Raw genomic sequence first — 16,701 nt, forward strand, 5'->3', positions numbered from 1 at the left:
CTCAGGAGCCTCCTGGACACGGCCCTGCGCGAGCCGCGGATGACGCCGATCGACGCGGCCACGACCGCGATCAGGCCCGCCACCTGGGCCGGGGAGAGGGTCTCGCCGAGGACCACCAGGGCGGCCAGGGCGCCGATCGCCGGTTCCAGGCTGAGCAGCACGCCGAAGACCAGCTTGGACACCCGGCGCAGGGTCTCCATCTCGCAGGTGTACGGGACGAGCGAGGACAGCATCGCGACACCGAAGCCGAAGGCGAGCACCTCGGGTCGGGCGAGCGTCCGCGCGCCCTCGGCGAGCCCGGCCGGCAGGGAGCACAGCGTGCCGAAGGCCATGGCGAGCGCGAGCCCGCCGCCGGGCAGCACCGCCCCGACCCGCGCCGACAGCGGCACGTACGAGCCCCAGAACACGGCGCAGACCAGGGCGATCAGCAGGCCGGTGAGGCCCGCCGAGCCGCCCTGCCAGCCGAGCAGCGCGATGCCCGAGGCCGCGAGCACGATCCACAGCCGGTCCGCGGCCCGGCGCGAGGACAGCCCGGCGACCGCGAGCGGCCCGGCCATGCCCACGGTGAGCGCCACCCCCACCGGCATCCGGGCCATGGCGAGGTAGAAGCAGATGTTCATGCCCGCGATGGCCACGCCGAGGGCGGCCACGGTGCCCGCCGTACGCCGGTCCAGGCGCATCGAGGGCCGCCACCACAGGAGCAGCACGAGGGCCGAGAAGCCGAGCCGCATCAGGGTCACCGTCGCCGGGCCGACCGTGCCGAACAGCTGCTTGGCGAAGGCCGCGCCCAGCTGGGTGCTGACCATGCCGACGAGCATCAGCGCGGGCGCCGGGACCACGCCGATGCCCCGGCGGCCGCCGACGGCACCCGCTCCCGCGACCGCCCCCGCGACCGCCCCCGCGCCTGACCCTGTTCCTGCGCCCGTGCCCGTGCCCGTGCCCGTGCCCGTGCCCGTGCCCATGCCCGTGCCCGGGGCTGGGCTCCGTACCGCGCTCGCGCTCGTTCCGATGTCGATGCTCATGGCGTGAGCAGCACCTTGCCGGTGGTGCCGCGGCCTTCGAGCAGCTCGTGTGCCCGGGCCGCGTCGGCCAGCGGCAGTCGCGCCCGCACGTTCGGGCGTACGACGCCCTCGGCGACGTAGCGGAACACCTCGGCGGCCGCGGCCCGCAGCGACGCCGCGTCCGGCACGTGGTCGGCGAGCGTGGGACGGGTCAGGTGCAGCGAGCCGGAGGCGCGCAGCAGCTCCACGTCGATCGGCGGCACGGGGCCGCTGGACAGGCCGCAGACGACGAGGGTGCCGCGCCGGCGCAGCGCCTTGACGCTGGTCTCGAAGGTGGCCGCGCCGACCGAGTCGTAGACCGCGTGCGCGCCCTCGCCGCCGGTGAGTTCGCGCACGGCCTCGGCGAACCCCTCGTAGGGGACGGCGTGGTGGGCGCCGGCCGCCAGGGCCGTCTCCCGCTTCTCCTCGCTGGACGCGACGGCGACGACGGTCGCGCCGCGGTGCGCGGCAAGCTGCACGAGGAGCTGGCCCAGACCGCCGGCGGCGGCCAGGACGACGACGGTCTCGCCGGGCGCCACCGGGTGGGTGGTGTGGCTGAGGTAGTGCGCGGCCAGGCCCTGGAGCAGGACGGCGGCCGCGTCGTCGAGGGTCACCGTCTCGGGGACGGGGACGAGCTTGGCCGCGGGGACGGTGGTGTACTCGGCGTAGGCGCCGAGCTGGGTCGCGTAGGCGACGCGGTCGCCCGGGGCGATGTCGTCGACGCCCTCGCCGACGGCGGTGACGATGCCGGCGGCCTCCTGGCCGGGGACGAGCGGGTACGGGGCCGGGTAGGTGCCGTTGCGGTAGTAGACGTCGATGAAGTTCAGGCCGACGGCGGTGTTGCGGACGACCACCTGGCCGGGCAGGGCGGCCGGTTCGGACAGCTCCGTGAGGGTGAGGGCGGCCGGGGCACCGGCCTCGGCGACATGGACGGCTCGCATCAGATCGGTTCCTCGGTTCGTGGGGTGTGCGGGGCGGCGACGGGCGTGGGGGCGGAGCGCGGCGCGGCGGCCGACGGCTCCTGCTCCCGGAACACATGGCGGAAGTGGTTGATGTCGTCGGTGAGGCCTCGCGTCAGCGAGTCCAGGCCGGGATCCGGGCCGTCGACCTCGTGCAGGAGCTCGGTGTTGCGGCGCACATGGGCCGGTGAGAACGGCAGCGCGCCCGTCGACAGGTAGCGGATGGCGCCGGAGCGGTCGCGCCGCGGGATGAGGTCGGAGCGGGCGTACCGGCTGGCGCTGAAGGGGATGTCGAGGCGGCCCTCCGCGAACGCCTCGACGATCGCCCCGATCAGATCGGCCTGCCCCAGGAGCGGCTCGACGAGGTCGGCGACCTCGGCGAGGATCCACTCCCGCTCCCGGTCCACCTGGTCCTCGTCGACGGTGACGAAGTCGAGGAGCGGCGAGTTGGCGCGGTCGGCGAGCCGCAGGCCCGCCACGTTCGCGGCCGTGTCGGGGATCCCGTACGCCTCCTGGTAGGTCTTCGTGATGAGCTTGGAGGCGCCGCCGATCCGGGCGACCAGCGCACCGTAGAAGATCAGGTCCTCCGCGTTGCCCCGCTGCCGGGGGAAGACGCCCATGAACTCGTGGAGCACCGCGTGGACGGTGATCCCGGCGGGCAGGTAGCGCTCGGCCAGCACGGGGATGCTCCGCAGGGCCGCGACGTCCTGGGCGAGATGGCCGCTCTGCGGGTACGCGACGGAGATGCAGCGGACCCCGACGCGGGCGGCGAGCACCGCCTCCAGGACGCTGATGGCGAGGCTGATGGAGGGCGGCACGAGCACGGCGGTGAGCGTGCCGAACAGCTCACGGTCGATGACCACACCGTGCTCGGCGAGCTCCCCGCACCGCCGGTCCACGTCCTGCCAGGCGCCGAGGGACTCGGCCAGCGGCACGGCCTTCGAGTAGGGCAGGTTGTACGAGATCCCGCCGCCCTCGAAGGAGGTGATGCCGGAGGCCACGGACACGTCGAACAGGACCCGGGCGTCCGGGGAGCCGTGCCGGATCTCCAGCGGCGCCGCGATCAGCTCGTTGAGCTCGCGACCGCGCCGCCAGCCGTGGGCCACCATCGGGTAGCCGTTGAGGTCGGTGGGACGGAGGTTGAGGGTGCGCAGCGCCTCCTCGAACCGCAGCAGCCGCGTGTGCGAGTCGATGGTGAGGGTCAGGATGTCGGGCGCGACCTCGGCCTCCAGGGTGGCCAGGAGGGCCTTCATCTCCTCGTGTCCGCCGACGCCGCAGCGTGGCTGGATCGCCACCCTGCCCTGCGCGCGGCACCGGCCGAGGACCTCGGCGGCGGTGGGCTTGCCGAGCGAGGTGATGTACGCGGCGGACTCGGCCGGAGTCGGCAGCGGTCCCACTGCCGTGTCGGGGCGTGGTGCCGAACCGCGCGCCGGGAGCGAGGTCAGGCTCATGACGCGGCCAGGCCCAGGGTCACCGCCGCGCGCTCGCGATCTACCTGCAACTCCGCCAGCAGGCCGGGCAGTTCGGACGGGTCGCCCAGGATGTGGTCCACGCCGGCCGCGTAGAGGCGGTCGTGCGAGGAGCCGTCCTTGTGACTGCCGACCGACAGGTTGCCGCCGACGATCACGGGGCAGGTGATCCGGCCGGACTGCTTGGCCCGGTCGAGCCCGCGCAGGTCCTCGTGGACATGGCCGTTGAGGCTGCCGATGATGACGGCCTCGGCCTCGGGGTGGCGCGCGCACGCCTCGGCGAACTCCTCGACGGGGGTGCAGGTGCCGAGGTTGACGACGTCGAAGCCGAGGCCGCGCAGGAAGAAGGCGATCAGGTGGTTGGCCACCGCGTGGCTGTCGCTGGCCGCCACGCCGAGGATGACCTTGCGGGTGGCCGGCGATTGGCTGAGCTGGTTCGGTACCGATGGCATCAGGGGTTCCTCATCGTTCGGGTCGCATACGTCGGTCGTCAGTCGTCGAAGGCCGCGAACAGCTCGCGCTTGCTGACCGCCTTCAGTCGGTTCACGTCGAACTCCTCGGCATCGGCGGCCGACAGCGAGTCGAAGACGTAGGAGATCGCCGGGATCAGCCCCCAGACCTCGTGGTAGGGCGGCCAGCCCTCGTGTCCGGCGTCGATGTCCTGCTGACGGGCGAAGAGATAGTTCGCCCACTGGGGGGCGGCCGGGTAGCGGTGGTGGAAGTCGTGCACGACGGTGTCGCCGGTCAGGACCAGATAGCGCGACGGGGCGTGCAGCAGGACGAGGCGGAGTGTCCAGCGGGTCCAGGCACCGACGCGGCGGCCGAGGGGCAGCTTCGGGGAGGGCAGCGCGTCACCGATGAAGATGGCGTTGGTCAGGCTGGAGAAGTACGCGCGGCCGTGCCGGGGCACGACGCCCGGGACGGGGAAGGTGTGCTTGACGCACAGCCGAAGGGTGTTGCTGATCTGGAACAGTGGGAACAGCGGCACGAACCAGACGGCGAGCAGGGTCTGCCAGGTGCCGGTGAGCACCGTGGCGGTGACGGCCGTGCCGTACAGCAGCAGCGCCGACACCCGCTCGCTGTGGGCCGACTCGCTCCAGAAGGAGCGGACGCGGGACACCGCGAAGGCGAAGTGGAACCGCGGTGAGACGAGCTTCAGCAGCAGCCTGTGCCACATCTGACGGCGCGTCATGCCCGGATGCAGCTGGAGACTGACCAGGAACGCCTGGACGGTGGGGTCCTTGAGCGTCATGTGCTGCGCCGCGTGGTGGTCGCGGACGTGCTCGCGGCTGTAGCGCTGGAAGTTCTGGATGACCAGCAGACCGGACACGGCGTGGCCGATGGCCCGGTCCACGCGGCGCCGACGGTACATGTTCCGGTGCGAGCACTGGTGGTAGACCATCATGCGCAGATTGCGCATGCCGTGCAGGGTCACCGCCCAGCCGACCGGCAGCAGCAGGAGGTGGCCGAGGGTGAGGGCCAGCACACCGACCAGCGTTCCCAGCACCACCGAGACCGTGGCGGTGGCCAGATGGAAGCCGGGTGTCCAGCCCGGGGACGGCTGCCCCGGCAGCGCCTTGCCGGTGAACAGCGTGGCCGGGAACTGCAACGGGCGGGGCAGGCGCCGCATGGTCTCCCGGGGGTCGGCGGAAGCGGTCCGCGCGGGCGTCGGCGGTAAGTCGGAACGCAGCACCGGGGCGGGCGTGTTGAGCACACTCATGGAAGTTCCTCTGCATGCACGGGACGGAAGAGGTGAAGTCGTGGCGATGCGGGACGGAGGCGTGCGCGGTGCACGCCTCCGTCCCGCGGGGCTCTCAAAGCTCCTCCGCGACCTGGACCGTCGCGGCGGCCATGAGGCGGCACTGGCACGCGAGCCGGAAGTTGCCGTCGGCCCGGCCCAGGTCCTCCAGGAAGTCGCTCTCGTCGGGGTCCATCTCCCCGAGCGAGTCGGGCCCGGCCAGCACCTCGATGACGCAGGCGCCACAGGCGCCCGACTGGCAGCCGAAGGGGATGACCCGGTGCGAGGTCTCGTTCTCCAGGTCGGTGAGCGGTGCGCCGGCCGGGAGGAGGACCTCCAGGCCGTGCGGCATCAGGGTGAGTTTGTTCAGAACCAACGCTGTCTCAGCTCCTACGCGGGGACCAGTTCGGGATGGGTGTCGGAGGAGTGGCCGGGGGCGAGGCGGGCGCCGGGACGCAGGGCCACGGCGGCGTGGTTGACGGCGGTGGCGGCCTCGCCGAAGCCGACCGAGATGAGGGGAACGCGGCCCGGGTAGGTGCAGCCGTCGCCGACGGCGTACACCCCGGGAAGGCTGGTGCGCATGGCGGCGTCGACGAGGATCTGCCGGTACGCCAGCTCCATCCCCCAGCCGGCCAGGGGACCGAGGTTGGTGGTGAAGCCCAGTGCGGTGATCAGCGTGTGCGCGGGCAGGTTCAGTGTGTCGCCGTGCTCGGTGCGGATGTCCACGGACGCCAGACGGCCGGCTCCGTGACAGGCGACCGGCTGGGCGTCGGTGAGGACGCGCACGGGAGCCGCGTACAGCTGCCGCACACTGTGCTCATGGGCGCGGAAGGCCGCCCGGCGGTGGACGAGGGTGACCGACCGGGCGATCGGGGCCAGCGCCAACGCCCAGTCCACCGCGCTGTCCCCGCCGCCGACGATCACCACGTCGCGGCCCCGGTGCTCCTCCAGACGCGGTACGTGGTAGACGACGCCCCGGCCCTCGTAGGGAACCGCACAGGGCAGCGTGCGCGGGGTGACCTTGCCCAGACCGGCGGCGACGAGGACGGCTCCGGCGCGGATCCGGGCACCGCGGTCGGTGCCGAGCATCCAGCGGGGGCCGTCCGCCACCAGGGTGGTGGCCGTCCGGCCGAGCAGATAGCGGGGCTCGAAGGGCGCCGCCTGACGCACCAGGTTGTCGACGAGCTCGCGGCCCGTGACGGCGGGGTGCGCGGCGATGTCGTAGAGCAGCTTCTCGGGATACATCGCGGCCACCTGACCGCCCGGTTCGGTCAGCGCGTCGACGACCGCGGTGCTCAGTCCGCGGAAGCCCGCGTAGTAGGCGCCGTACAGGCCGGTGGGGCCGGCGCCGACGATGGCGAGATCGACGTCGGTCGGGCCGTTCCCGGGTTCGGACGTCACCGGTGTGTCAGGTGCCACTGCGTTCAGCGCTCCCTTCCTTCAGCCCCAGCCGTCGGCGCAGGAAGTCGACGATCCCGTCCAGTGCCTCCCTGGCGGTGTCGAGTACGGCCGCCATGGACAGGAACCCGTGCGGCAGATCCGCGTACGCGTGGTGCTCCACCGGCACCTGGGCGAGCGCGAGGGCGTCCGCGTAGGCCTTGCCCTCGTCGCGCAGGGGACAGAACTCGGCCGTGATCATGAGCGCGGGGGGCAGCCCGCTGTGGTCGCTCGCGTTGAGCGGTGAGGCGTACGGCGAGTCGCCGTCGGCGGGATCGGCGAGGTAGAGGCCCCAGAACCAGGGCACCGAGATGCCGTTGAAGAACATCGGATCCACGTTCTCGCGCATGGAGTCCGTCGCCGAGCCGGCTTGCATCGCCGGGTAGACGAGCACCTGGGCGCTGATCCGCGGTCCGTCCTCGTCCCTGGCCATCAGGGAGACCGCCGCGGCCAGGGTGCCGCCGTTGCTGTCCCCGGCGACGGCGATGCGGGAACCGTCGACGCCGATCCGGGACCCGTTCTCCGCCACCCACTTCACGGCGGCGTGGCAGTCGTCGATGGCCGCCGGGAACGGGTGCTCGGGCGCCAGCCGGTAGCTCACGGAGACGACCACGCAGGACACCATGCTGCACAGGGCGCGGCAGAACGCCTCGGACGTGTCCAGGGAGCCGACGACGAAACCGCCGCCGAAGAAATAGACGAGTACGGGAAGCGGCTCATCGCTTTCGGTCTGCGGTCGGTAGACCCTGAGCGTCATCGGGCCGGCCGGACCCGCGATATCCATGTCGAATATCTCTTTGGGCGGCTCGATCCAGTCCCAGACCGAGGCCTCCGTGGCGGCATCCGCTTTTCGGGCCTCTTCCACCGACATGGTGTAGAGCGGGGTGAAACCGGTTGCCAGGCGATAGTTCCTGATACCCTCAACGATGGGATGAAGTGGCATTGAAACGCCCCTGTTTCTTCGGTGTCGAAGGTGCGCGACGTTGTCGAAGGTGCGCGACAGGTGCGGGATTCGCACCGGGAAGAACGCTAGGATCGCGTCGACGTCAGCCGCGTCCGCGACAAGTTCATTCACCGGGCACATTGCGTTGATCTTTCTTTCCCATGGCTAAGCATCCTGCTTACTTCGGTATGACCCCCGGCCGTGCCACCCTTTTCCTCGGCATTGATCCGAAGTGTCGAAGTGCCGAAGTGTCATACGGAATCGAGGGGAAGTACGCCGCTCATGACCATCGAAAACCTTGAGAAAGGCCCGGACGCACACGCCGCACGGGTCTACGACTACTTCATAGGTGGCGAGAACGGTCTTGCGGCCGACCGGGCGGCCGGTGCCTGGATCGGTATGCAGGCCCCCGACCTGCTGACGACGATGCAGTCGAACCGCGCCTTCCTGTCCCGGGCGGTGCGCTGGCTGGCCCGGCAGGGCGTCGACCAGTTCATCGACATCGGTTCCGGCTTCCCCGTCTCGCCGAACACGCACGAGATCGCCCTGGGGGAGTCCCCCGCGGGCTCCGTCGTCTACTGCGACGTCGATCCCGAGGTCGGGCGGCGCACGCGCGAGCTGATCGCCGGTCGGCAGGGAGCGGACTTCGTACTGGGCGACATCCAGAACCCCGACGAACTGCTGGCCCGGCCGGCCGTCCAGGCCCTGATCCGGTCCGGCCGTCCGGTGGCCTGTGTGCTGGGCGCGGTTCTGCACTTCGTGCCGGAGAGCGCGGATCCGGAACGGATCACCGCGACGCTGCGCGAAGCCCTGCCCCCGGGCAGCTATTTCGTCGTCTCCCACATCGCGGGCGACATCCCGTGGGGGGACCGCAACAACGAGGAGACGCTGAAGCGCGCTTTCGAGGACATGCATCCCCGGAGCCGGGAACAGGTCGCTCGTTTCTTCGGCGATTTCGAACTGGTCGAGCCCGGGGTGGTGCTCGCCTCGCAATGGCACCCCACCGAGGAGGCCGCCGGGTCCCGTTCCGCATCCGCCCTCTACGGCGGAGTCGCTCGCAGGAATTGAGTTCCTGGGAATTTGAAGCAGGCAAACACGACCGCGGGCCGCAGGGGATGGGATTCTCCCTGCGGCCCGCAGTGTTTTCGTGGATCCACGCGAAGAACGAGTCGGCGGACGGTTATCCGTGGGTCCGGCCGTGCGGGAGCGACGACGAGACGGACCGCGCCGCGTTCCGGACCAGTTCCGCGCCGCTGCGGACGCGGGGAGCGGAATCGGGACCGAGCACCGCGAGCGCCCCCACGTAGGGGGCGGGCAGCGGGACGTCCCGGAGTGTGTAGTCCTCCGGGCGGCCGAGTTCCGCGGGCAGCGCGTGCAGCGTGGAGTCGAGAATCTCGATGCGACCCGGATGGATGTCGAGGCCCTTGCCGGCGGCTTTGAGCACGGCCTCCTTGCGCGTCCACAGGCGTACGAAGCCGGCGTAGTCCGGGCAGGCCGCGCGTTCCCGGTCCGTCAGCGCCGCGTCCAGGGGCCGCACCCCGGCCGTGGCGTCCTCGATGTCGAGGCCGACGGTCCGGTCCGAGACGGCGACCACGGCGAGCCCTCCGGCGTGCGAGAGCGAGAAGTCCAGGCCCGGCCCGGCGGACTCGACGACCGGTTTCCCGTGGTCCGGGTCGCCGCAGTGGGCGCAGGTCCGGTCGAAGCGCAGGGCCGCCGGATCCCGGCCCAGCCGCTCGCCGAGCACGAGTCGCGCCAGCACCCAGGCGGCGAGAGCGCGATCGCGGTCCGCCTCGCGCAGGATCCGTCGACGGCGGGCCCGGTCGCGCCCGTCCAGGAGTACGGCGAGCGACCGGGGCACCTGGTCGACGTCGATGTACCGGACGTCGGTCACGCCGAGGAGCGCACCGGCCGGCCTCCCCGGCGGACCGTTCACGGCGCTCCTCCGTCTCTCTCGTCCCTGGCCGGCGGTTCAGGCCACCGGCGCGAAGAAGTTCTCGTTGATCCGGTCGATGGTGCGGAAGTCGGCCACGCTCAACGAGGTGACGTCGATCTGCCGTCCGGTGAGCTCCTCCAGCAGGCCGATGAACTCCAGGAACGAGACCGACGCGATCAGCCGGGACTCGATGAGATCGGTGTCGCCGGTGATCTCCGCGTCCAGATCCGGGTTCTTCGACCGGATCCAGTTGATGATTTCCTCCATGGTCACACCTTCCTAAGCTGCCGATTCGTTGACTGCGACGAGCGCCCGCCGGGCGTCGCCGTGCATCTGGAGGAGCGCATGGACCCAGCGCTCCACACCGAACGCCAGACACCCGCTGTAGGCGGGCTCGCCCCCGAAGGAGATGTCCAGGCGCTCGCCGAAGAAGTTGCGGTGGCGGTTGACGGACGCGATGGCGGTCCCGTCGTCCGACACGAACTCGAACTTCACCGGGTCCAGTTGGTTGAGGATCGACCGCGCGCCGTCGCCGAGGTAGAACGGATCGGTCGCGGGCTCCTTGCTCATCTTGATCCCGAGCCGGTCGGCCAGGCCCAGGACGAGCTCGGTCGCCCGGCTCAGATGCTCCACCACGCCTTCCTGGCCGCCGATGTAGAGCGCTTCGCGCATATGGAAGGAGCGCAGCCGGCGCAGGCCGTCGTAGTGGTCCTCGTTCCGGAAGCAGCGCCCGATCGCCGTGATGACCTCGGGGGTCTCGATGTCCCGCCGCTGCCGTGACACCAGCAGGCCGTAGCAGGTGGCCGTGGGCAGGCAGCAGCCGGTCGGGACCGGGGGGTGCTCGGGGGACGGGGTCCTGGCCTCGCCTCGCGCCAGTTCCTCACGGGCCTGCTCCGTGAGCGTGGTCACGGGCAGCGCGAGGTGGGGGAAGTTGCGGAAGAAGTCGAGGCGTGCCAGGTCCTCCTCGGGGAGCAGGCCCGGGCCGGTCACCGGCCGGGCCCCCAGCGCGCGAGCGATGTCCTGGAAGCGGGCCTCGAGAGCGTCGAACAGGGCGGCCTCCTCGGATTCGAGGACCGCTATTCCAGGTGCGACAAACGTCGGCATGAGATCTCCCGTCAGTGGAACAGGCCGATGCGTCGGTAGAAGTTGTTGGTTCGTTCGATGATGCGGGCGTTGATCGCCGCCCTCGCCGGATCGGCCATGACGGCGGCCCGGAATCGCGTGGGATTCGCGATACCGGCGTCCTGGTAGGCGTCGCGGCTGTACAGCATCTGGATGATCAGATCGATGTAGCCGCGCAGATATTGTCCGACCTCTTCGACCTCCTCGGCGGAGTGCGTCCGGCGGACCTCCTCGAAGAGCGCCTTCACGAGCTTTCCGCCGAAGGCGATGTGCCGGGACTCGTCGCGGTGGTGGATCCGGTTGACCGCTCGCACCGTCTCCGGGAGTTTCGCGTCGGCCGCCATGTGGGCGTTGAAGTAGTCACCGATCTGCTCGAAGATGAGGATCTGGCTGAAGACGATGAAGTTGTTCATCTCCGGCGCGCGCTCGTCCGTCGGGAACACCATCCGCCGGTCCGGATAGATGCGACCGGCATAACGGAGGCAGAATTCGGCGAAGAACCACATGTGCTCGTTCTCTTCGCCGATGAAGTGGTGGAAGTACGGTGTGGGGATCTCGTAGCCCGGCGTGTGGATGCGGCGCATCACCTCGATGAGCAGCTCCCTGATGCCGTGGGCGATCAGGCTGTAGAGGTTGACGCTCTCCCAGCGCGAGAGCTCCACCAGCTGTTCGTGGCTCAGCTCCTGCTCGGCGGCAGTGCCGTACACGGACAGCAGCTCCCGGCTCATCCACAGCCCGTCCGGCGTGATGGTTTCGGGCCATTCGAAGGTCCGGTACGGGTTGTAGTAGTCGTCGACGGAGACGTCAATGAGTCTGCGTACAGCCCGGGCGAATTCTTCCGTCCATTCGATCGTCGACACCGCTGACACGTGCCCTCCGTAACAGAACCATTGGTTGATGGGCCGACCCGACCGGTCTGCCGCGCCGAGAAGGACCGTACGGCCGTGTCGACGGCGTGTGCGTCCGCGACAATTTCATTCGCGGGGACACATCGCGCTGACTTCGCCGTCCCGCGGCTGAACGCCTCGCTTACCGCGACGGGCATCGGCCCGTTCCCGGCGCGACCGGTCGCCACGGTGGACATCACGGATCCGACGTGAGCAGGCCGCGAGTAATCGAAGCGAGTAATCGGATCGCGTAGTCGCGGTGCGTTTGTCGCGGACGCGTGCGGCGGGGGAGGGTTCGTAGTTTGCGCAGGTGGCACTGATTGTCGACGAAAACCGCCCCGTCAGGGAGCCGGTAAAAGGAGTATCGCCATGACTGTGGACGCTCTCTCCGCCCAGGACCACATGGACCTCGCCGCGCGCTGGGGGGCCCATGACTACGTGCCGTTCCCCGTGGTGCTCACCCATGGGGAAGGCGCCTGGGTGAACGATCTGGAAGGCCGGCGTTATCTCGATTTCCACGGGGGGTACTCCGCGGTCAACTTCGGCCACCAGCACCCCGACCTCATCGCCGCGGCGAAGGCGCAGCTCGACCGGCTGACGCTGAGCACCCGGGCGTTCCACCACGACCAGTACGGTCCGTTCTGCCGTGAACTGGCCGAGCTGACCGGCACCGAGATGGTCCTGCCCTCCAACTCCGGCGGCGAGGCCGTCGACACGGCGGTGAAGATCGCCAGGAAGTGGGCCTACCAGGTCAAAGGCGTGCCCGACGGAGCCGCCGAGATCATCGTCGCGGGCGCGAACTTCCACGGCCGCACCACGACCATCGTCTCGTTCTCCACGCACCCCAACCACCAGGCCGGTTTCGGCCCGTTCACGCCCGGCTTCAAGGTGGTGCCGTTCGGCGACATCGAGGCGCTGCGTTCGGCGGTCAACGAGAACACGGCGGCGGTGCTGCTGGAGCCGATCCAGGGCGAGGCCGGCGTGGTCGTCCCGCCGAAGGGATATCTCGCCGAGGTCCGTGAACTCTGCGACGAGACCAACACGCTGTTCGTCGCCGACGAGGTCCAGTGCGGACTGGCCCGGGCCGGCACGACCCTGGCGCTGGACCACGAGGGTGTCCGTGCGGACATGACCACCCTGGGCAAGAGCCTGAGCGGCGGACTCCTGCCGCTGTCCGCGGTCATCGGCCGCGCCGACGTCCTCGGCGTGATCACGCCCGGCGACCACGGCTCGACCTTCGGCGGCAACCCGCTGGCGTGCGCGGTCGGCCGCGCCACCGTGCGGCTGCTGGCCACCGGGGAGTTCCAGGAGCGCTCCCGCGAGCTCGGCGCGCACCTGCACTCCCGCCTCAACGAACTGGACGGCGTGACCGAGGTCCGTGGGCGTGGCCTGTGGGCCGGTGTGCAGCTCGACGAGGAGCGGGTGGCCGACCGCCGGGTGACCGAGGCGCTCGCCGAGCGCGGCCTGCTGTGCAAGGAGGCCAAGGGACATCTGCGGGTGGCGCCCCCGCTGGTCGTCACCCACGAGGAGATCGACCTCGGCGTCGACATGATCGCCGACGTGCTGGCCTGAGCCGGACCGTCGATCGGTCCGATTCGACCTTCGAGTGGACTGGAGGGAATTCATGAGTGACTTCGCAGGACTGGTCGCGATCGTCACCGGCGGTGCGTCGGGAATCGGTCTGGCCACGGCGAACCTGCTCAACAGCAGGGGAGCCCGGGTCGCCGCGCTCGACCTGAAACCCGAGGGGCTCCCGGACGGCATCCTGGGCGTCCAGGTCGACGTCACCGACGACGTCCAGGTCAAGGCCGCCGTCGAAGCCGTCGTCGAGCGGTTCGGCAGGCTGGACGTCGTGGTGAACAACGCCGGCATCGGCGCCGTGGGGGACGTCACCGCGAACGGCGACGACGAGTGGCTGCGCGTCCTGGACGTCAACGTGGTCGGGATGGTCAGGGTCGCCCGGCACGCGATACCGCACCTGCGCCGCTCGCCCGCCGCGTCGATCGTCAACACCTGCTCGATCGTGGCGTGGGCCGGGGTGGAGCAGCGGGCGCTGTACTCGACCAGCAAGGGGGCGGTGTACGCGCTGACCCTGGCCATGGCGGCGGACCACGTCCGCGAGGGCATCCGGGTCAACTGCGTCGCCCCCGGCTCCGCGGACACCCCTTGGATCGGCAGGTCGCTGGAGCGGGCGGCGGACCCGGCGGCCGCCCGGGCCGTGCTCGACGCGTTCCAGCCCACGGGACGCCTGGTGACGGCCGACGAGGTGGCGGGCGCGATCGCCTACCTGGCGAGCCCGCTGTCGAGCGCTTCGGTGGGCACGGTGCTCGCCGTGGACAACGGCATGCACGGCCTGCGGCTGCGGCCCAGGGCCGAGGCGTAGGCCGGCGGGCCGGACCGGAACACGCCGTCGCGGGCCGCAGGGGGAGACAGACCCCTGCGGCCCGCGGCGTTCTCGTGGACCACGGGGCCACGGAATCACGGCAGCGACCGGGAGGCGCGCGGCGCCGGTGCCGCGCGGCCCGGTGTTCCGGGCAGGCCGGAGCCGGGGCCGGCAGGCCGGCCCCGGCTCCGGGCGTGGTCCCTCCGTCAGACGGTGGCCTCGGGCGGTGCGCCGCCGGGCGCGGAAACCGGTGCGCCGCCCGGCTCGGTGACCGGCCCCTCGGCCGGCTCGTCGGCCACGGTGTCCGTCCCGCGCAGCCCCAGACTGAGCTGGGCGCCGACCACCCCCAGCACACCGACCACGGTCCACAGCACCCACGGGCCGACCGCGTACACGGCGGCGCCGACGACCGGTCCGGCGCCCGTGCCGAGCGCGTACGCGGCGCCGTACAGCCCCTGGTAACGCCCCACCATCCCCGGCGGGGTCAGACTCGCCAGGTGGGCCTGGACGACGGAGGAGTACGCCATCTCGCCGAACGTCCAGATCACCACCGTCGCCGCCAGCAGGGCCATGCCCTCGGTGAAACCGGACAGCGCGAGCCCGCCGCACGTGAGCAGGTTGGCGACGGCCAGGACGTACTCCGGCCGGTACCGCGAGATCACACTGGTGATGGGCAGCTCCAGCAGCACCACCAGCAGACCGTTGAGCCCCATGAGAAGACCGAAGTCACGCGCGCTCAGCCCCACGTCGGCGACATGCAGGGGCAGGCCGACGGCGGTCTGGATGTAGGCGAACATCGAGAACACGGTCATCAGCAGGAACCGCACCAGGACGCGGTCGGCGAGCACCTGCCGGTAGCCGACCGCCGGGTCCGACCGGCTCTTGTCGACGGCGGAATCGGACCGGTGCTGCGGCGCGTCGCGCAGCAGCACGGCCACGATCACACCGAACAGCAGGAGCGCCCCTGCCTCCACCAGGAAGAGTCCCGCGTAGGAGATGCTCGCCAGCACGCCGCCGAGCACACCGCCCAGGGTGGAGCCGATGTTCTGGGCGAACCGGAGCACCCCGAAGGCGGCGAGCCGCTGCCGGGCGGACGTCACGGAGTCGATCAGCACCGCCGCCATGGCCGGCCGGTAGATCTGCGACACCAGGCCGATGAACCCGACCACGGTGACGATCGCCGGGATCGGTCCGAGGAACGGCACGGACGCCGTCAGCCCGGAGGTGGCCACGACGGACAGCAGGATGGCCCAGCGCCGGCCGATGGTGTCGGTGAGATGGCCGCCGATGACGTTGCCGAGGACCCGGCCCAGACCGGCCGCGCCCAGCACGAGCCCCGCCGCCCCGGCGGAATGACCGTGCTGGGTCACGTAGAGCACGATGAACACCGGCAGGAAACTGCCGGCCTGGAGGATCAGGTTGCCGAGACTGATGATCCAGACCCGGCGGGGCAGACCGCGCAGGGTGTCACGGAACCGCGGCTCCCCGCCGCGTGCCCGGTCCGCCGTCTTCGTGCTCACGACGCCGGGTCGGCGTAGAGGTGGTCGCGTTCGATCTCCCGGAGCCGGCGGTAGTCCGCGTCGAGCTGTTCCGGATCCTCGGAGATGAGGATCACGTACCCCGGCTGGGTCGCGACGTCGACCGTGCGGGGCAGCGGCTCCCCGGCCGGACGCGTCGTGACGGCGTGGACGTAGGACGGGAGCGCGCGGACGGCGGCCATCGCCTCGTCGGACGGGGCCACACCGTGATCGTTCGGGTTGACGAGATGCACGTACCGCAGGCGTTCCAGCAACTGGTAGGCGGTGGTGGGCAGTTCGTCGAACGCGTCGGGGTCCACGACGGACAGGCCCACGAGCTCGATCTGGTTGGTGCCCAGGCAGCGACTGGCGATCTCCGGAACCTGCCCCCCGCCGAAGCGCGCCGCGCACTCGACGAGCACCGGTCCCCTGGCGGTCATCATGATCTCGGTGTGGCTGGCCCAGTTGCGGACCTCCAGGGCGTCGAGCACCTGGTGGGCATAGGTCTCGACCAGCTTGGCCTGCGGATCGTCCGGTGCCAGCGGCGCGTTGTAGTCGTAGATGATGTTGCCGCCGGGCAGCCGCGTCTTGTGGTAGCGCCAGATCTCGACGGTGTGATGCCCGCCGTCCCGGCTGACCGCGTTGACGAAGTACTCGTCCCCGTCCAGGAACTCCTGTGCGAGGACGGTCGTGTTGGGCAGGCCGGTCCGGTCCGGACTGGTCATGATCTTCTCGTGGACGGCGCGGACCTGGTCCGCGGACGCGCACGCCACGACGTTGTCGGTGCCGCAGCTGGCGACCGGCTTCAGGACGACCGGATAACCCGCGGTCTCCTCGGCCCACTTGACGATCTCTTCGGCGTCGGCCGAGACGATCGTGGCCGCGGACTCGACGCCCGCGGCGCGCAGGGCCAGGACCATGTCGTACTTGTTGCGGCGGGACGCCGGCCGGCTCATCCCGTTGCCGGGCGTGCCGAGTTCGGCGGCGAGCCGGTCGGTCAGCTCGACGCCCGACTCCCCGGAGGAGATCACCCGTTCGACCCCGAGCTCGCGCAACGCGGCGGCGGTGGCCGCGACATCGCCGTCGTGGCGCACCCTGGTCACGAAGCCTTCGGGGAACGGCAGCCGGACCAGGTGGACATCGGGGTGCGGCGACTCGACGTGCACGCACTCTATGCCGAGCCGGTTCATGACGGGCAGAAGGAGGCGTCCCATCGCGTACGCGTCGACGAACGCGACGCGCTTGACGGGCGCCGAGGCGCTGCTTGGCATGG

The 16,701-nt window shown here is 70.9% G+C and carries 17 protein-coding genes; 3 read left to right on the forward strand and 14 right to left on the reverse strand.

From position 1 onward, the window contains the following. The 8 genes from FNH09_RS46780 to FNH09_RS26090 form a co-directional block, all read right to left on the reverse strand. On the reverse strand, window positions 1–1,022 hold a 1,022-nt coding region (locus FNH09_RS46780), incomplete at its 3' end, for an EamA family transporter (RefSeq protein ID WP_156110836.1). Then, window positions 1,019–1,981 carry a quinone oxidoreductase family protein gene (locus tag FNH09_RS26060; RefSeq protein ID WP_152892149.1) on the reverse strand — a complete coding sequence of 321 codons (963 nt, stop codon included), beginning with the start codon at window positions 1,979–1,981 and terminating at the stop codon, window positions 1,019–1,021. The genes FNH09_RS46780 and FNH09_RS26060, both read right to left, overlap by 4 nt. Then, window positions 1,981–3,450 carry a methylaspartate mutase gene (locus tag FNH09_RS26065; protein ID WP_152892151.1) on the reverse strand — a complete coding sequence of 490 codons (1,470 nt, stop codon included), beginning with the start codon at window positions 3,448–3,450 and terminating at the stop codon, window positions 1,981–1,983. Before FNH09_RS26065 ends, FNH09_RS26060 begins: the two co-directional genes overlap by 1 nt. Beyond that, window positions 3,447–3,920: a cobalamin-dependent protein gene (locus FNH09_RS26070; RefSeq protein ID WP_152892153.1), complete on the reverse strand. Its 474-nt coding sequence runs from the start codon at window positions 3,918–3,920 to the stop codon at window positions 3,447–3,449. The genes FNH09_RS26065 and FNH09_RS26070 overlap by 4 nt, the downstream gene beginning before the upstream one ends. Before the next feature lie 38 nt (window positions 3,921–3,958). Next, entirely contained in the window at window positions 3,959–5,188 is a 1,230-nt protein-coding gene (locus FNH09_RS26075; RefSeq protein WP_202919756.1) for a fatty acid desaturase, read from the reverse strand. 94 nt (window positions 5,189–5,282) lie between these two features. Continuing rightward, window positions 5,283–5,582 carry a 2Fe-2S iron-sulfur cluster-binding protein gene (locus FNH09_RS26080; RefSeq protein WP_152892155.1) on the reverse strand — a complete coding sequence of 100 codons (300 nt, stop codon included), beginning with the start codon at window positions 5,580–5,582 and terminating at the stop codon, window positions 5,283–5,285. A gap of 14 nt (window positions 5,583–5,596) precedes the next feature. Next, window positions 5,597–6,625 (reverse strand): NAD(P)/FAD-dependent oxidoreductase, encoded by a 1,029-nt coding sequence (locus FNH09_RS26085; protein WP_338017687.1) that lies wholly within the window; start codon window positions 6,623–6,625, stop codon window positions 5,597–5,599. Continuing rightward, window positions 6,615–7,514, reverse strand: a complete 900-nt coding sequence (locus FNH09_RS26090; RefSeq protein WP_238427106.1) for an alpha/beta hydrolase — start codon at window positions 7,512–7,514, stop codon at window positions 6,615–6,617. The genes FNH09_RS26085 and FNH09_RS26090 overlap by 11 nt, the downstream gene beginning before the upstream one ends. A gap of 354 nt (window positions 7,515–7,868) precedes the next feature. On the opposite strand from FNH09_RS26090, the gene FNH09_RS26095 reads away from it, so the two are divergent. Beyond that, window positions 7,869–8,654 carry an SAM-dependent methyltransferase gene (locus FNH09_RS26095; RefSeq protein ID WP_152892161.1) on the forward strand — a complete coding sequence of 262 codons (786 nt, stop codon included), beginning with the start codon at window positions 7,869–7,871 and terminating at the stop codon, window positions 8,652–8,654. 112 nt (window positions 8,655–8,766) lie between these two features. On the opposite strand, the gene FNH09_RS49890 is transcribed toward FNH09_RS26095, so the two are convergent. From FNH09_RS49890 to FNH09_RS26115, 4 genes are all read right to left on the reverse strand, one after another. Beyond that, window positions 8,767–9,477, reverse strand: a complete 711-nt coding sequence (locus FNH09_RS49890; protein WP_152892163.1) for a 4'-phosphopantetheinyl transferase superfamily protein — start codon at window positions 9,475–9,477, stop codon at window positions 8,767–8,769. A gap of 78 nt (window positions 9,478–9,555) precedes the next feature. Further along, window positions 9,556–9,786, reverse strand: a complete 231-nt coding sequence (locus FNH09_RS26105; RefSeq protein WP_152892165.1) for an acyl carrier protein — start codon at window positions 9,784–9,786, stop codon at window positions 9,556–9,558. Between the two features lie 12 nt (window positions 9,787–9,798). After that, complete coding sequence (locus FNH09_RS26110; protein WP_152892167.1) at window positions 9,799–10,623, reverse strand: aminoacyl--tRNA ligase-related protein; 825 nt, start codon at window positions 10,621–10,623, stop codon at window positions 9,799–9,801. Window positions 10,624–10,634: 11 nt separating this feature from the next. Then, window positions 10,635–11,501, reverse strand: a complete 867-nt coding sequence (locus FNH09_RS26115) for a diiron oxygenase (RefSeq protein WP_338017688.1) — start codon at window positions 11,499–11,501, stop codon at window positions 10,635–10,637. 396 nt (window positions 11,502–11,897) lie between these two features. Here FNH09_RS26115 and rocD point away from each other — a divergent pair, with 396 nt between their 5' ends. Beyond that, window positions 11,898–13,100 (forward strand): ornithine--oxo-acid transaminase, encoded by a 1,203-nt coding sequence (gene rocD / locus FNH09_RS26120; RefSeq protein ID WP_152892169.1) that lies wholly within the window; start codon window positions 11,898–11,900, stop codon window positions 13,098–13,100. Between the two features lie 52 nt (window positions 13,101–13,152). Then, window positions 13,153–13,911 carry an SDR family NAD(P)-dependent oxidoreductase gene (locus FNH09_RS26125; protein ID WP_152892171.1) on the forward strand — a complete coding sequence of 253 codons (759 nt, stop codon included), beginning with the start codon at window positions 13,153–13,155 and terminating at the stop codon, window positions 13,909–13,911. Between the two features lie 206 nt (window positions 13,912–14,117). On the opposite strand, the gene FNH09_RS26130 is transcribed toward FNH09_RS26125, so the two are convergent. Together FNH09_RS26130 and FNH09_RS26135 are read right to left on the reverse strand one after the other, a co-directional pair. After that, window positions 14,118–15,431: an MFS transporter gene (locus FNH09_RS26130; protein ID WP_162469106.1), complete on the reverse strand. Its 1,314-nt coding sequence runs from the start codon at window positions 15,429–15,431 to the stop codon at window positions 14,118–14,120. Next, the gene (locus tag FNH09_RS26135) at window positions 15,428–16,699 is read right to left on the reverse strand and encodes an ATP-grasp domain-containing protein (protein WP_152892173.1); all 1,272 of its coding nucleotides are present in this window, start codon (window positions 16,697–16,699) and stop codon (window positions 15,428–15,430) included. The genes FNH09_RS26130 and FNH09_RS26135 overlap by 4 nt, the downstream gene beginning before the upstream one ends. Window positions 16,700–16,701 lie beyond the last annotated feature (2 nt).

This window comes from Streptomyces adustus, assembly GCF_009377175.1.
Classification (GTDB): domain Bacteria; phylum Actinomycetota; class Actinomycetes; order Streptomycetales; family Streptomycetaceae; genus Streptomyces; species Streptomyces adustus.

Excerpts from the sequence above, each read along its gene's own strand:
- FNH09_RS26075 (WP_202919756.1), bottom strand. The coding sequence starts at position 5,188 with ATGAGTGTGCTCAACACGCCCGCCCCGGTGCTGCGTTCCGACTTACCG.
- FNH09_RS26135 (WP_152892173.1), bottom strand. The coding sequence starts at position 16,699 with ATGCCAAGCAGCGCCTCGGCGCCCGTCAAGCGCGTCGCGTTCGTCGAC.
- FNH09_RS26105 (WP_152892165.1), bottom strand. The coding sequence starts at position 9,786 with ATGGAGGAAATCATCAACTGGATCCGGTCGAAGAACCCGGATCTGGAC.
- FNH09_RS26125 (WP_152892171.1), top strand. The coding sequence starts at position 13,153 with ATGAGTGACTTCGCAGGACTGGTCGCGATCGTCACCGGCGGTGCGTCG.
- FNH09_RS26095 (WP_152892161.1), top strand. The coding sequence starts at position 7,869 with ATGACCATCGAAAACCTTGAGAAAGGCCCGGACGCACACGCCGCACGG.
- FNH09_RS26060 (WP_152892149.1), bottom strand. The coding sequence starts at position 1,981 with ATGCGAGCCGTCCATGTCGCCGAGGCCGGTGCCCCGGCCGCCCTCACC.
- FNH09_RS26090 (WP_238427106.1), bottom strand. The coding sequence starts at position 7,514 with ATGTCGGTGGAAGAGGCCCGAAAAGCGGATGCCGCCACGGAGGCCTCG.
- FNH09_RS26070 (WP_152892153.1), bottom strand. The coding sequence starts at position 3,920 with ATGCCATCGGTACCGAACCAGCTCAGCCAATCGCCGGCCACCCGCAAG.
- rocD (WP_152892169.1), top strand. The coding sequence starts at position 11,898 with ATGACTGTGGACGCTCTCTCCGCCCAGGACCACATGGACCTCGCCGCG.
- FNH09_RS26110 (WP_152892167.1), bottom strand. The coding sequence starts at position 10,623 with ATGCCGACGTTTGTCGCACCTGGAATAGCGGTCCTCGAATCCGAGGAG.
- FNH09_RS26065 (WP_152892151.1), bottom strand. The coding sequence starts at position 3,450 with ATGAGCCTGACCTCGCTCCCGGCGCGCGGTTCGGCACCACGCCCCGAC.